This window comes from uncultured Aquimarina sp. (assembly GCF_947492115.1).
Classification (GTDB): Bacteria; Bacteroidota; Bacteroidia; order Flavobacteriales; family Flavobacteriaceae; genus Aquimarina.
In genome coordinates this window covers 500,643-517,449 of sequence record NZ_CANLMM010000004.1, presented here as the reverse complement: position 1 = coordinate 517,449, position 16,807 = coordinate 500,643, and the positions used below count along the sequence as shown (strand labels likewise).

The 16,807-nt window shown below is 34.2% G+C and carries 9 protein-coding genes; all 9 read right to left on the bottom strand.

Translation table 11 applies throughout. From position 1 onward, the window contains the following. Window positions 1-61 precede the first annotated feature (61 nt). Entirely contained in the window at window positions 62-1,405 is a 1,344-nt protein-coding gene (locus Q1A73_RS15370) for an ATP-binding protein (RefSeq protein WP_299607160.1), read from the bottom strand. Window positions 1,406-1,411: 6 nt separating this feature from the next. Continuing rightward, window positions 1,412-2,230, bottom strand: coding sequence for a peptidoglycan-binding protein (locus Q1A73_RS15365; protein ID WP_299607159.1), 819 nt, complete (start codon window positions 2,228-2,230; stop codon window positions 1,412-1,414). Window positions 2,231-2,396: 166 nt separating this feature from the next. Then, window positions 2,397-3,680, bottom strand: coding sequence for a hypothetical protein (locus tag Q1A73_RS15360; RefSeq protein ID WP_299607158.1), 1,284 nt, complete (start codon window positions 3,678-3,680; stop codon window positions 2,397-2,399). A gap of 9 nt (window positions 3,681-3,689) precedes the next feature. Next, on the bottom strand, window positions 3,690-4,151 hold the full coding sequence (locus Q1A73_RS15355; protein WP_299607157.1) for a hypothetical protein: 462 nt from the start codon (window positions 4,149-4,151) through the stop codon (window positions 3,690-3,692). Beyond that, window positions 4,151-8,515, bottom strand: a complete 4,365-nt coding sequence (locus Q1A73_RS15350) for a DUF4157 domain-containing protein (RefSeq protein WP_299607156.1) — start codon at window positions 8,513-8,515, stop codon at window positions 4,151-4,153. The genes Q1A73_RS15355 and Q1A73_RS15350 overlap by 1 nt, the downstream gene beginning before the upstream one ends. A gap of 37 nt (window positions 8,516-8,552) precedes the next feature. Next, window positions 8,553-9,218, bottom strand: coding sequence for a hypothetical protein (locus Q1A73_RS15345; RefSeq protein WP_299607155.1), 666 nt, complete (start codon window positions 9,216-9,218; stop codon window positions 8,553-8,555). A gap of 30 nt (window positions 9,219-9,248) precedes the next feature. After that, window positions 9,249-11,039, bottom strand: coding sequence for a DUF4157 domain-containing protein (locus tag Q1A73_RS15340; RefSeq protein ID WP_299607154.1), 1,791 nt, complete (start codon window positions 11,037-11,039; stop codon window positions 9,249-9,251). A gap of 297 nt (window positions 11,040-11,336) precedes the next feature. Next, entirely contained in the window at window positions 11,337-12,986 is a 1,650-nt protein-coding gene (locus Q1A73_RS15335) for a contractile injection system tape measure protein (RefSeq protein ID WP_299607152.1), read from the bottom strand. A gap of 3 nt (window positions 12,987-12,989) precedes the next feature. Next, window positions 12,990-16,793, bottom strand: a complete 3,804-nt coding sequence (locus Q1A73_RS15330) for a hypothetical protein (protein WP_299607150.1) — start codon at window positions 16,791-16,793, stop codon at window positions 12,990-12,992. Window positions 16,794-16,807 lie beyond the last annotated feature (14 nt).

The window sequence follows — 16,807 nt, the reverse complement described above, 5'->3', positions numbered from 1 at the left end:
TTTTAATCTATAGGATTGTTAATAACATGAATAAATAGTTCATAAACTATTAAAAATCACTTTATATAGTGATCATTTTACCTTCTTTTAAGTATTCTTTTTTCACACCCTCTAAAATAGTTTCTAAGAGAATTTCAGAATGTTTTGATGCGGCCGTCTTTAGACAAACATATTGTATCACATTCATAATGTTTGCTCCTGTAAGCGCATATTTTTTAGAAATCTCTTCGAGAGAAACATCATTGGCTAATGATACTTTATAAGGAAGGTTATTCTTCCACAATTCTAGTCGCTCTCTATAAGATGGATTCTCAAACTCTATAATAGATTGAAATCTCCTTGTGAACGCAGTATCGATATTATTTTTGAAATTAGTAGCTAGAATTACTAGACCAGGATGTGCTTCGATCCTCTGTAATAAATAGGATACTTCTTGGTTTGCATATTTATCATGAGCATCTCTAACATTAGTTCGTTTTCCGAAAATAGCATCTGCTTCATCAAAAAATAAAATCCATGATTTATTTTTAGCCTTATCAAAGAGTTTGGATAAGTTCTTTTCTGTTTCTCCGATGTATTTGGAGACTATCATGGAAAGATCTACACGATATACATCTGATCCAGTATACTTTCCTAACAAGGTTGCTGTAAGCGTCTTTCCTGTTCCTGGAGGTCCCGAAAACAAAATACGATAACCAGGTTTGATTCTGGATTTCATATCCCATTCATTTAGCACCATCTCATTAAAGTTAAGCCATGATTCAATCTCTTTTATTTGCTGTAAAGTTTTAGATTGTAATACTAAATCCGTCCATTCTAATTGAGTTTCTATTCTTTCAGCAGGAAAATCTTTACTCATCGTAGGTTTCAATATACTTCCTGTGGTAAATAGTGCTATATACTCTTCATCTAAAATCAAGCGCCCACTCATTCTGGGTTCTCCCATTGGAATGGAATCTAAATAAAGGACTCCTTCTTGTTTAAAAAGATGATCTTCGTGAAACATTTCAGTCAATGCTATCCTCTTTTGAATATCATTGCCTCCTAAAATAAACTGTACTGTTTCTCCAGTAGGGATGATACCTCTATGGTTTTTACCTTTTATTCCACCAAATTCTGGTAATTCTCCTCCATTTGGTAAAAAATCAGAAATGATAGACGTAAAAAAATTAGGCATAAGGTGAGGAACAACTGCCAGTAACAACGTGATTACCTCATCCTGTGATAATTGCTTAACTCTAGCAAACTCCGAAAATAACGAATCATCTGAAATGATCTCGTGAAACCTGGGAAAAACAGGAACATCATTTGTATAGCTATCTTTTAAACGATACGCTATTACTTCTCTTAAGTAAGACAACTTACTATCGAAATGTGCGGTGTTTTGAATTAATGTTTTTGTCATGTTTTTTTACACTAAAGGTTCTATTGAAAATACATCTATTTTAGATCTTCTAAAGCTTCTTGTTCTTTTCATTACTGCAACACCATTCCTAGAACCTTGGTGATTTGTATTTCCTTCTATAGTCTCAATAACATCATTATCTACATTAATGATCACTCCAGTATGCGTCCAATCCAATCTCGATTTTTGAATTAAGAAGATATCTCCTGGCTTTATAATCGTTGGATCTTGTCGAATCTTTTGATATCTGGATAACAATCCTTTTTCTAATCCTGTATTTCCAACAGTATCGCAACTGTATGTTAAGGGCATTAAGGTTTTAAAATTTTTACCCAAAGCACTTGCAGCCTGATCCAAAATTGCCTGTGCAAATCCCATACACCAAAACCATAAGGAACCATCATTTCCATCCATATAACTACGTACCCAAGGACCACTATTAGATTCTCCATTAATCGTTAACTCAAAAGGATGTTGATGTAAATGGTTTTCTGCAACTTCTACCATTAAATCTCGTAGGTTCGTGCTTAGTAATGGTTTTTCAAAAGCTTCTTTTAACCCAAAACACAACTTGCTAAACAATTCTTGGTCTACAATTCCAGTAGTTTCGAGATTATGGAATCTCTGGAAATTCTTCACTGCTCTTTCTGTTGCTGGACCAAAATCACCATCAATTTCTGTAGCGGTTCCACTTCCTGGATTAGGAATCGAAAACAGCGTTAGCCAAGATTGAATTTTCCTTACTTCTTTCCTACTATTGTCAACTCCTCTTCTTTTCTGAGTTGTTTTAATAACCAATTCTTTTTGATATGCTGTTTTTTTCATTGTAACACACTTTAGTGAATAATTGAGATTTAAACATTCAGATTTGGCTCGGTAATTTAGATCCTAAATTTACTTTTAATTAACTGATTTTAAATAGGGTTAAAAACTAATCTTTAGAGGGGTTTTTACCTGTGCTCTTTATGCCAGAACCTTTAACTAAAAGTTGTTACTCTTTGTCAGAACATTTATCATTGCCTAGAACACTTATTGCTCTTGCATACACTTTGGCTTTTAAAGCTGCTCTTCCTAAGAATTTTTCTTTTTCTTTTAATTTATTAATATCATTACCAGCGACCCAAGAGGATTCTGGCCCTTTTCCTTGAAATGATGGGTTCCCCTTAACATTTCCCGAAACAGCTACTCCACCTGCCATATGCATATATGCCGCAGAAAAAAGAAATGTAAATTCTGGATCTGAAGCTTTAGTAACATCTTTTTTAATAGCTTCGGATGCTCTATTAATTGTTTTTTTATCTTCTTCTGAAATTTTTTCATTTTCCAACAACGCATCGAGATATGCGAGCACTCTTACATAACCATCTCTATGTGTAGTATGAAATGCTCCTCTGCCTCTAAACTTTTCACCACCTCTATAATTAGCCATCCATTTGTTTTTAGTCTCTGTAAGACTCATAAGGTTATTGCTTTCTCCTGCTGCATGTGCAAGATATACTGCTTGAGCCTTGATAGTATCTATTCCTAATATCCTAAATGCATTATTAAGGTGATCAGCTACCTTATTATCTTTTAAAAATGAGAGATATTCCTCTTCACTTCTTAAGCACTGATTATTTTCAATTTCTTTACAAGTACGCCCTTGTTCATTCGTTTTTAACTGATCTAGAAGATCACCATCTTTAAAAATTGTGACCAAGTCAGTTTCAGAAATTACTTGACAAGGTTTTTCATCGTTTTCATTCCACTCGCTTGCACTTTTAAAAGTTTTATTTTTTTGGGTTAGAACTTCTATCATTTTCTTTGGAAGAATTCCATTTCCAATTGCCTTTACTATTAATCGAAAAATATTTATAATAGCATTCTTACCTCCTTGAGATGTTAAAGCATGAATCTGTTGCACTAATATATCTTTCCATTCTTCAAAAACTTCCTTTTCTTCTTCTGGAACTGTATAAGCGCTATTTTTGTCAATATTGTTAAAAATTACCTGAACCTCATAAGGCATATGGTTATTCCCTGAAAATGTATCTTCATACCATTCTTGATTTTCTTTTTCTTCTGCTTCTGTTTTGTTTTGGATTATTGGAGTTTTCAAAAAAGAAATTGGATTCATCTTTTGAGATGATGTATTATCGATTGTAACTTCTGATTCTACGGTTTCTTCTGGCCTATTAACATCTATTTTGGGCTGAATAAAAGTCCTGCCTTTTCCAAAAATTGATTGCTGACTGTTATATTTATGGGTTATATGTTGGTTTCTATCTTTGAACATATGCCTTGTTTATTTGGACCTTTTTTTTATAATTGGAACTGTAAACTCCAAATAGATTTTATTCAATTCTTCAGCTATTGGTTCTAATATGCTTATATTCTCCTTAGTCCAAGAAACAGCGACATCCTGAACTTTGTCCATTAAATCAATTAAATTTTCTAAATGTTCTTCTTGGGATATCTGGTCATTTTTAAGTAAAGCTTTCTTTTGAAGAATTTCATAAATTTCATTTTTATATTCATCACTAAAAAAATTGATCGCGTTGTAAAAGTCAATTTTATTTATTGGTGAACTTAAAAACCAATTAATTCCATTACACTCAATTTCATCAAATGTGACATAAACAAAGTACAACAAATGATATCCCTGATTAACACCATCTATAGGGGTATAATGCTCATTAAAAAATTTAAACAAGGTTAAATCTATTTCAATCCTTTCTAGTCCTGTAATATTGAAACTTTTTTTCATTATGTATTGCTTTCAATTGATTGAATTATTTGATAATTATATTGTGCGTTTAATGGTCTATTTCCACTAATTGCTTGCCTCAAAACAGATTCAGACCTACTCTCAATATTAAAAACAACCCCATTTATTGTAATTTCTTGACTATCTGAAAAATCTGCTGAAATTAATCTCGCCAAAGCACTGGCACTTATTCCTTTTTGATTTTTTAGAGCTGTTACTGCAGTGGTTGTGTAGGTGCTATTAATAGAATTCAAAATATCTATCTTACTTTGTAAACTTGTAATATCACTTTCATTAGATGAACTATTTTCGAATAACTGGATAGTTGCATTTTGATAAGCTTCATCGTTATTATTTAAAGCTCCTATTATTTGTTGTAAGTATTCGATAACATTAGCAATTGTTCTTTCGGTAGATTCAGAAAAATATCCATTAACCAAATCAGTTACTGTTGATTTACTCCTACCTCCATTAGTTAAGTAAGATTGATTACCACTGGATATTCCTAGTCCTGATAATTCGCCAGAAGCTTTATTCAATACGATTTTAATAGAATTTGGATCTCTTGCTATATCTAAAGATTCTTCAAAGGTAAAGGTTCTATTATCATGAATCTTTTCTCCTTCTGTAAACCCATCCCCTGTTTTCTCTAAATATCCTGCGTTTATTGTCAATTCAGTAGGGAAATTTCTATAAAGTTCATGATAATCACTTTGAGTTTCTTCTGATAAAGAAGTAAACTTTTCATGAGTAGCATAAATACTTGGTACTCCAGAATAGTATTCAGAAACGGTTACTTCAAAAAACATAATTTTCTCATCATTAATTTGATCAAGAATAGGTGTTTCTATTTCTGGCAAGTATCTATTTCGATTATCTCTGGTATGAGCAGGAACTAAATTCCAAAGTTCAGCAGGTCCATGCATCCCATCATGTAATAAGTGAAATCTAATCCAATACTGTGAATCCCATCTTCCCTCTTGCTCCCTAAAAATATAATCATATGCCCTAACTAGAGACCAACCTTGTATTTCAAGTCCTCCAGGAGTTTGTCCAGTAGTATTTCCTCTTACATTAGTAAGCGGATAAGCCCTGACACTGCCAGCTCTACTTCCATTCATTTGATGAGTAACATTAGTAGGAGGAGTTTCAACTTCTTTAGGTTCGCTATGAACATTCCTTTGTACATAGTTATAATTCCATGTATCACCTCCATCGGTAACAGATGTAATATCAATTATGGAAGCGTGATTAGTGTTCACATTATTTTTAATACCTTCTGCCTCTTCCGCGGTTACTTCTCCTTCATCTAATTCTCTTTCACTTTCTGTTCCAATTTCTGCCAAGGCTTCTGAAACCGGACCACTAGGCGTCTCTTCTTCAGCTTCTTCTTGATTACCATTTCTTCCCATCACTCTATCCAACAATGCCATACCGGTATCTACGGCTTTGTTTACCAACCAGGTTAATGCTTCATCAATTAACGCTCTTACAGATCCTATGATTTCTGCTATTCTAGCTCCAATGCCTCCTAATCCTACTTGATTTGCTAAAAAACCTATTACCACTGGCATGGATTGTCCCATAGTACGTTCCAAATAATCCGCAGCAGTAGCCACATTTCCTCGTGCGATATCTGCCACTCCATTTACGAAAGAGTTGATCACCTCTAGCATTTCTCTTAAATACTGAATAAAACTCTGAACCGCATTGAAGAAAGCAATTGCTCCATTCACTACTGCCATAATTCCAGTTGGATCTAGCATGCTTAATAATCTGGTCGTAACTTGGGTAATGATTCTGGTCATTACAAAGTTTTTCACTGCATCAATTACTACGTTCCACAGATTACTCAACTGTTCCTGAATCTTATCCCAAATTGCTGCGATTCCGCGTTCCTGTACATCTTTAATAAAAGTCCAAATTCCTTCCAGTGTATTAATTGCCCCACGTATTCTGGCTACTCGTTCTGGGCCGATGCGAGGATGTTCAGCTAGTTTTTCCCAAATACGTTCCATAGAAAGCCCTAAGACCTCCAATACCCAACTGATAACACCTTGTAATGAAAAATCTGTCAATTCCGGTATTCCAGCATCTCTTAATTCTCGCATTAACCATCCCATTACTCCATTGATCAAATGAGTAACGATGTTATCAAAGAACTTTACAAACCCTTCCTTAATCGCTCTCAGTATATTCTTAAGGAATCCAATAGGGTCTCTTTTGATATCTTCGATAGCCTGTAAGGATCTGGTAATGATATTTCCAATTAAATCGAACGGGAAATTCATGATTTCCAAAATCCCTACGATTACAATTCGAACTATCTCTGCCACAAAAGCAATAAGTCTACCGATAGGTTCTCCGAATCGTTCTATAATCCTAACAAACGCATCTATAGGATTTAAAAGATCATCTATGGTGAAAGAATTCCAAAGATCCGTAAATAACTGAACGATATACTGTGGAGTCATGTTTAGGGTATCTACTGCCGCTTGGATTTCTCCAACAATTCTGGCAATAGCTCCTGTTTCTTCCATTTGAGCATATTGTGCCTCGCCTCCTTCCATCAGACTCATAAAACCACGGATAAGGTTTGGCACTGTTCTAGGAACATGTTCATCAGTGAAAGGATCTTTACCTATAATAACTTTTACCAATGAGAATCCTCTGGTTTCATTGGCTACAGAAGAAAGCCAACTCAACAATGCTTTCTTAATAAGCTTTAATACTTCGATTGCTACTGTAGATGCGAATGCCCATACTCTTTCCAAGAATCCTGTAACTCTTCCTGATAAAGCAGTAAGGTTTGCCGAAATCTCTGTCAGGTTTGCAGGACGAATAGCCTCCCAAGCAGCATTGATCAATCCTCTTAACTCTCCTAACAAAGACATAAAAGTTCCTACCTGCGTATCTAACCAATCGGCAGTTTCTTGTAAGGTGCCTCGCTCTCGCATTTGCTCTAGCTCCGTTTCCTTACCAATGAGCATTAGAAAGTCTTCTAAAATTTCTACAGTGGTAGCCGTTACTTCCTCATCTCTTAATGGATCATAATGAATAATCTTTTTTATCAGAGACCAAGCTTGGTTTTCTGCTAAAATAGGTTCAGCCACATCAATCAAAGCTTCTTTAATCCAGTCTATGATTTGATCTACTAGCGAACTAGCAAAAGTGGTGACTCTATCCACCAAATCATTAAATTCTTCTCGTAATGCACCAATAAATGAAGTTGCAGAATTATTCTCCCAAGTTTCCTCTACCAGATCTAAAAGTGCTCGTGTAGTGAGGTTTAATTCACTTAACTTTCCTGTAACCCAATCAAAAACTCTCTGAAGAATTGCATACTCCTGTAACTTATCGAAAATTGCTACTCCAAATGGTACTAAACCTATGAGCCCTCTTAAAAGGTTTGTCGGTGTGGGTTCTACTCGCTCTCCTCGTAAAGGGTCGTATTGTATAATCACCGTAAACAACAAATAACCAGGTAGGTTACGCGCGTTATCCAATATCCAATCCGGTATCCAATCTAAGAATGATCCTTGAACCATTTTGGGAGCAGATGTTACTTCTACTGGCTTTTTTCTAACCGTAGATGCTCCTTGTTGTACTGTATGCGTCAATTCGTGCGCAAGTAAATGCTTTCCAGAATTGGAAGAAGTATCAAATTTACCTTCATTGAAATAAATATCATTACCATGTGTAAAAGCTTGCGCTCCCAAATCCTGACTCATTTGTTTTGCATTCGAATCAGTATGCACTCGTACATTATTGAAATCTCTACCAAAACCTGACTCCATTTGGGTCTTGGTATCTTTTGGCAATGGTGCCCCACTTCCTTTGGAGCTATGTAATCTAGATTCTATTGAGCTATCTGTTACTGATGCAGCTTGGGATTTCAGCTGTACCAATTGTACATCTTCTTCTTCCTCCTCTTTTTCCTGAATCTCCTCTTCCTGTTTCTGAAGTTCTGTTACGACATTAGTACCTTCTGCTTTTGGCTGTATCTGATTTTCTGGCAGTTCTCTGCTTTGGATTTCTTCTTCTGATTGTCGCTGAACCAAAGGAGTTACGGTATCGCCTAAAGATTTTTGTTGAACCTCATTATCCGTCAGTTCTTGTTTCTGAACATCCTCTTCTTGTTGTTTTTGTACTTGCGGAACTGGACTAAAAAAAGAACTACTTTGATCATTCCCTTTAGCAACAACTGTATCAGCAACTCTATCTGCTTCTATTTCATACTTATCACCAGGCTTACCAATATTCAACTTTGGTTGAATAAAAGCATTATTCGCCTTATCCTTTTGGAAAAGAGAAGTATTGCTAGATTTAGCGCTGGTAGTATTTCTAGTTGCCGTTGTAAACATGTTACTCTATACAGATATCTACTGTTATATCGATGTTTTAGTTTTTGACCTTTAAATTCCCCAAAGCTTTTCTTTTTATGATTTCTTTGGTTCCTACTAGTTCTTTATCAACTTTTAACTCATTTATCTTAGCATTTAAAGCATTGGTATCTATATCATTGCTGTTCATATTCTGAATTCGTGCTAACTGTTTTAACTGCTTTGCCTGAGCAGTAATTTTTGATTTTTGAGAAGCATTGACCGATGGATCTTTAGTTATTGACGTACTTTCTGAATCGGTTCTCTCTTTTCTCTCTTTCTCTATTTTAATAGCCTTATTAGCATATTGCACAGCTTCTTTACTGTTCCCTAACAACAATTTTGCTTTGCTAATCTCTATAATATCTTCTGGAGAATGAGCTCGCTCTTCGAGTTTTTCAGTGAGCTTTTCTAAGTTTTGTTTTGCAATAGTATCTTCAGGATTATTAATGTATTCTTCCTGATACTTCGAAAATGCAATTTTATCTGATGAGATTGTTATTTCTTTTACACTTGGATATCCTATCATTAAAATAGGAATTGGAAAGAACAGTAGTAATTTTTTAATCTCTTCTTTTTTGATAATATAATACACCAATCCAGCACTTAGAATCAGGAATAAAAAAACACCTAGTAACAACAGTACCAGTTCATAGAGATATAAATCATTTAATAATGCTTTCATGATGGTTAGTTTCAATTATTATTAAAAAAGTTACTTTACGAAAGAGCTTGATCTCATGGTTTTAATTTCCTCTGGAGTAAGTTTTTTGGGATTTGAAGCTGTGGAATGCATTAAATATGTATTATCCGGAACGACATGTGTTCCTCTGTTTAGCAGTACATGTCCCATTTCATGAGATACAGTATTATTTGTTCCTACGTTACTAACTACTACTCCTAAAAGTCCTGTTCCTGTGGCTGGCCAAAAAGCTTCTCCTAAACTACCTGCACTCAATTCTTTCACAAAAAACAAGGTGATTTCTCCAGATTTTTGATTTAAAGGCAACAATGCTTTTTCTTCATTGGTAGGACTCGTAGGGTTGGGATATTCATCTAAAACCAAATCATTACCAATAATCAGTTTTGATATAAAAGTTGGTAAACTGATTTCTTTTCCTTTCTTTACTTTAATATTGGCTTGATGATAGACCTCATTATTTGCATAATTAATAGCGCTTGAAACGTTTCCACTACTACCTTTTACATGAACCACATTCAGCGTTACAGTCTTTTGTTTAGGTTTCTTTTTCTTAGGTGTTGATGGTGGAACAGTATTAGGAATCGTGACTACTGCTCTTCTGTTAGGACCGAGAGATTTTGAAAATTGATTGGTCTCACCATTGGCAAAAGTTTTGATATTTGCCATTGGAATTCCTTGGGATCCATCTGACGGATTCATTAACTCTTCTGCAACCTTTTCTGCTCTATCGCAGGAAAGTCCCCAATTAAATGTTGGTTTCCCATCGATACTAGCAAAACCATCAATTCGAATAATATCTTTACCTCCAGAAGCATGCCAATTCATTGCCAGATTTGATAACATTGCTTTATCTGATTCTGTTAAATTACTACTTCCTACGCCATGATTAATGCTCATTTGCATTCCAAACGCACCATCATTAGCAACACTACACCCCATTCCTGATGGTGCATCTTTAGGATCATTCTCCAATTTATGCTTCTTTTGAATTTTCTTATTTACCATTCCACTTTGCTGAACGGTATGCGTTAGTTCGTGTGCTAAAAGATGTTTCCCTTCTTTAGAATCGGGATTGTATTTACCTTTATTAAAATACACATCATTTCCATGCGTAAATGCTTGTGCTCCCAATTCCTGACTGAGCTGAACTGCATTTGTATCTGTATGAATAGTTACATTACTAAAATCCGCACCAAAACCTGCTTCCATTTCATTTTTGGTATCTCCAGACATTCTATTTCCTCTGCCTTTACTAGATTTCAATCTTGCTTCTATCGAAGCGTTGGTCTTTACACCTGAAGAAACAGCATTCGGATTTGACTTCGCTTGTACGGATTCTTCCTCTTCCATCTTTTGTACACTTTCTTCACTTTCGCAATCATCACATTTGGACTGTACGGTTTCCTCCTCTTCCATTTTCTGAATAGCATCTTCTTCCTCTTTTTGTTGTACCGTTTCCTCTTCTTCCATCTTCTGAACAGATTCCTCCTCCTCTTTTTGTTGCACTGCTTCTTCCTCTTCCATCTTCTGAACGGTTCCTTCATTTCTATCTTTAAACATACTTCTTTGAACTAAAGGAGTTATTGTACTGGCTAAAGGTTTTTGTTGCACTTCTTCTTCCGAGCCCTTTTTCTGAATAGCCCCTTCTGTTTTGGAAGAAGGTTTATTTACTACTTGATCTGCCATTTTATCTGCTTCTACTTCGTACTTATCACCTGGCTGTCCTACCTTTAGTTTTGGCTGAATAAAAGCTTGTGATCCTTGATGCTGAACTCCTGGTTTTTTCTTTCGCTGTAATCTCATGCCGTATCTATTTATTACTTTATATCTAATTGTGTATTCTATTCGAAAACTTATAAAATCGTTCGACCTTTAGTTCTTTCTGCTTTTAAATTCACTTCGACAAGCTATGATTGAAACATTGTTTATATAACTATTATTCAATTCTATAGCTACTACTTCCCTGAAGGGAAGGTTGGGACGGGTGTTTTTCAACATCCTCCTCAATCCTCCTTCAAAGGAGGAAGTTTTGCCTAACCTTGAAAACAGATTTTGATTAACCTATTTATAGTACATATCTTAACTATCTTGTTTATGTTTTCACCATTCCACAAAAATCAGTTGATCGAACCATGGTAGTTTAATCATATTTAGATTCCATGGAAGTTTTTCTAATAGTAGGTCTTGAGTTTTACGCTCAATAATGATTCGATGTTTACCAGACTCTTGATCTAATAGTAACTTACCATCCCTTTTAATAAAGTTTTCTCTCAACCCATCTGCAGAAGTGTTCTTTAGCACCTGCCAATTTTGGATAACTGAATTCAGTAATTTTTCGCTTTCTTCTTTAAAACTTTTGGAGAGCTTTATATGCTTCCGAATTGGTTTATCTAATGGGTAGCCACATAGAAACTTTTCTAATGTTAAGTCTGTTTCCATCGGTTCTTCTTCTTTGGTAGCCAGATAGTGCAATAAATGGATTGCCAATTCTACTTTTTCTGGAACTATTGTCCCTACTTTATCTAAAAGTCCCAAAGCACAAAACAAGATTTTTAGATAAGGATGAAGCAAGACCAAACCTGCATTATGTATGTAAATAGCAAGATCTTCTATTTCATCTATTTCTTCTTCTGTATACTGAAATATTTGATCTTCGGCGATATCAATATTTTGTAAATTATTATCTACCTCGATGGCTAGTTGTTCATCTAATAATTCTTCGACAAAAGATTGTATTGCTTTTCGTGAACCAGCTTGTTTTTCTTTCACAAAGGTTGATAACTCCTTCGTAATTTCGACGATTAATTTCTTTAGCACCTTGTTGTTTATATTCTTTTTGAATTTATCATCGATGTGCTTTTCAATGTTCTTAGGCGAAAGTTTAAATACCTTATTTGCTTCTAGTGCTAATTTGATTTGTTTAGTACATACTTTCTCAATTATGCTTTGCAGTTCTGATAGTTTGATTTCTTCAGGAAGTAGATCCTTTTTTGTAAAATCTTTTAATCTTAAGTGTTTTTTGAAAAATTGAGAAACCTCTTTTTGAATAGTATTTTTTATAACAAAGTGATCAAACTTTTTAAATTCTTCGAGAAGTAACCTATTATTTTTATGCTTCTGAAACCTTATGATTGAATCCCAGAAATGTTCTCTCGTCTTTTGGTTTGTTAATGTTTTAGGAAAGGGAATATTATTTTTCCCACTACTGAAAATACTAATCAAAACCTCATCCGAAAATTGATATATCAATCTTTTTCGAACATTTGAATTTCCTATCTTTTCTAAAAGTTCCTTCTTAAAATTCTTCCTGGAAATGAGTGTATTTATCAATAATGGATCTTCTAATTTCTTTTCTGAATCCCACCAAGGATTTCTTCCTGTTTTTAAAAAATGGAAAAATGCATCTACATCACTTTTCTCTTTGGTAGTTCGTAAGAATGGAGCATCTTTTGTATTTAAAAACGCTTTATCATCCATATTCCCCAATTTTTTTTGAAATGCCTTGACAACATCCAACTGGAGTTGTACTTGATCTTTTACATTAGCACAATCAATATCTAGTCTAAGTGTATCGAATCGTAAGATTTGATCCCCAAATGTTTGTACACTATTAAAATAAGAGGTAATCGTAGGCAATAAACTATCTTTTAAAAACACATCTAGATGATCTTTGAGGTAATATGCCGTTTTAGTATCGGCCGTATTTACCTCAAAGAGTACTCTATTTATGATATGCTTGCTATTACCCATTACTTATAAAAGTTCTAATTGTTCTTTGATTCTCTCTTCTAAAAGAGGTTTGTCCGATACTTTTTCTAATGTGATTTCTAAAAATTCTTTTAATCTTCCATCAGTGTCTACAATCATTTGATTATTTCTAAACTCTTCTAATGCCCTTGTAATAGATGCCAATACCTCTTCTAATTCTCCTCTGAATTCTACGATTTGATCATTGGATTGACAGCATAAGATAGCATAGAACAATTGTATTTGTAGCCTGAAAATGTTGGTTAAAGCGTTAAATTCGAAACTATCTTGTTCTTCTATTCTTTTTAAAATTGCTTCTGCAGTTGCCGTAATTAGAGGGCCAAAACCGTTCCCTAGTTGATCATTGAACTTGCCTGTAATAAATGCATCCATATCCTCTACTACAGTTTTGTAAAGTGTGGATGTAGGCTCAAAAATGTTGACTCTTATTTCTTCGGATAAATCACTAAACTGTGGTAATTCTTCGAATCCTTTTTGGATAGTTCCTTTTGCATCAATTACACAATCTGTATCGATTACTTCTACTTCAAACTGAATATCATGAGAAACATCATGACTACATTTTCCATTAGTAATTGTTAATGTAACAGTTACTAAATTCTGATCATTTACCGGTAGTTTAAACTCGTGTCTTGGGTTTTCGTCTGTTCGGTTATCAGGCAATGTATTGTCTCCAAAATCCCAGAAATAAGTAACACCCGCAGGAAGGTTAACTCCTTGCACAGTAAAGTTTACTGAGGCTATCGTATTATCATTAGAATACCGTGGTTCAGAATTTTCAAAATCAAACTCTGGTCTTCTAAACACTGTGATTTTAGCATCTGTAATTTGATCATTTACTGTAAACGCTATTTCATTACCTAACAATTCTTCTGTCACTTGACTAGCATCAAAGAAGAATCGACCATCTATCTGTACTACTCCTCCATTTTGGCTTTCATCAACGCTTGCAGCCACAATTCCATCTGCCGGTACTACTTCAAAAGGAATTGGAGCAGTTTCATTATGTAGACAAATATGATCCACAGGTAATCGAAGTGAAACAGGTTGTTTAGGAATAATAAATGCTGTTGGAGCACAATCGGAACAACACATGTAGGGTAATGAAAAATCTGCTACCACTGTATTTTCTGTAACATTAGAAATTGGAACGGAAAAAAGGTCGTTTAGTCCTGTGAGATTAGCTACACTTAGTTCTGGAAGTATTGGATTTAGTGCTAAACTATTCGTATTTATATTCGTAAGCGGGTTTAACGTGATAGGATTATTTATAGTAGAAAAACTAAGTGGTGTAACTGCATTTGTCACAGGTGCTAAGGATAAAAACGTATTATTGGCTATTGATAATCCTTGTGTTTTGGTTCTCCCTCTGTATACCATTACAAAAGTTCCTCCTGGTTTTACACCTGCCTTATGCTCTAATCCAGAATTTTTTTCTACAAATTTTGACAATAGTTTTTGGGAAAGAACTTCTTCTTTGCGCTTTTGAATTTCATCTAGTAGTATTTCTATTTTCTCTGCTGCACAACAATTAATTGACAATTGATTTAACAACAATGCATATTGCTGTTCAAAACCTGTTCTTTGATAGTTTGATGCTTGCGAGTATAATAATCCTGTAGTTCTCTTTTTATAGGCTTCTACTTTTTCGCATAGACTCTCAATGGTGATCTTGTAATCATTAATTCGCTGCGGTTCCATTTCCTCTACACTGTTAGGAATATATCTAGTAGCTACTTTTGTATGCGCTAATATCTCTGCTGGCTGATCTATTGCTACTTCTTTTATTTCTGTTTCCCAAGCAGAAATAACAGGATCCTCCGCTATATCTTTTTTAATTACTGCGATAATATCCTCTGCAGAGCCTTCTGGTTTTTCTTTAAATGCTTTATCTATAAATTTTCCTAAAACATCTTCTTCTTTGATAATATTTTCCTCTACAACGGTATCTACATTATATACTGTTTCGAAACCTCCTATATTTGCAAAATTAGTCTCCAGAGCCAATGTATTTATAGAAGCAGTTCTACTAGTATCAAGTGCGATCGGAGCTAAAAAAGAACGCTCTTCAGCTACAAGTCCAGTATTATTGGTTTCAAAACTATTTACTCTGTAGTATTTATGTTTTCCTTTATCTTGTAAACTAAACCCTGAGAAAAATCTAGCCACACTTGCATTCAAACAATTTTGTTCCGCTCTCCAGGCTTTCAATACTGCATTAAGGTCTTCGAATTGGCATTTATAATCCGATAAATCTAAACTTTCTAAGGCTTCGTCAATACTTAACACTTTTATATCAAACGCTAACCCTTTTTCGGTTTTTATAGTATCTAGATCCTTTATTGCAGTGCGATAATCCTTTCCTAAATGACCTTCAATTCTATAGAAATCGTTTGTGTCAATATTATAATCTAAAGGGTTTTGAATAGCATCATTACTGGATAGATTCGAACTCCGATATCCTAAATTCTGATCTTCCTGGAATTTCTGGGTTTTTGTATAATTCCAATTTTGAATAAGGTTTTTAGAAGCACTGAAATAATAAGGTATTGATCTTTTGCTTAAATCTTCATCATAGTCTCTTGATGGTGTCACTTTTATTGCAGTAAAAGCGGATGGTGTAATTCGATACTCTTCTAACATATAGTGCATACGCAGAATTAGGTTTCGTATTTCTAACCATTTTTCTTTACCATTGGTAATAATTGATGAAGGGTAAAAACTATGTCTACATTCGAGATAACTTTCTTCAGAAACTAATTCACCTAATAAAAGATGCTTCGGAAATGCGTTTCTATTCGGACAACAAACCCATCTTAAATCGAATAATAAACATTTAATTTCTGCATAAGTACTTATCAAATCTTTTAAAAGGTCATATCTATATTGAATATCTATAGGAATATCATTTATACTAAAATCAAATAAACCATCTATATTATCAATAATACCTTTGATGCTATTTACTTCTAAAGAATCCGTATCTAATAAAGTTCTAAAATCCGTAAATAGACGAGTAATGGCTGTTTTTAAATCTGTTATGATAGAAGTACTTTTAATTACATCGTAATAGCTTTTCTTTAATCGGTAATAATTTGTTGTATTAGAGTTTTGAGAAATAACAGTATTACCAGAATTGTCTACTATGTATTGGTTTGTTAGGATAACACGTTTTACCGCTAATTCTGGAAGATTTATAAACTTCTTTGTGGTACTATGTTTGTTAAAGATTGGATCATTAGATTGATTACTAATTGTTTTTGCATCATTTTTAGATACTAATAAGATTCTAATGTTGGCAACTTGTTCTTGGCCTTGAGTATCGCAATCGGTAGAAGTACATGGCGTTTCTTCTTTTGCAAAATTTTCTAGATACAGCACAACCACTTTGTCGTTTATATCTTCTAATTCACTCAAGGCAAGGGATTCTGTAGTTTCTGATTCTTCTGTGGTGATCAGTTCATGGATGGTACTGATAGTATCAAATTTGCTATAATTAGCTTCACTATCTTCAAAAACTTTGATATGTGTATATGTCTTAGAAAGATACTTTAGCAAATCTCCATCTGTGGTTACTGCACATCCATCCGAAATGATTATAGAACTATTTTCTTCATACGAAACATCTAAACCACAGACGATTCCTACTCCACTTAAACAAATACGAGTAAGTCGATTTTGATCTTCGAAATATTCTATAATAGTATTTAATTGTTCTGCTGTCAATACCTGATCATCAACAAAAGATCGATATTGTGTTGTAATTTCTTCTAATCGTATTGTTGCCATGATTTTTCTTCTTT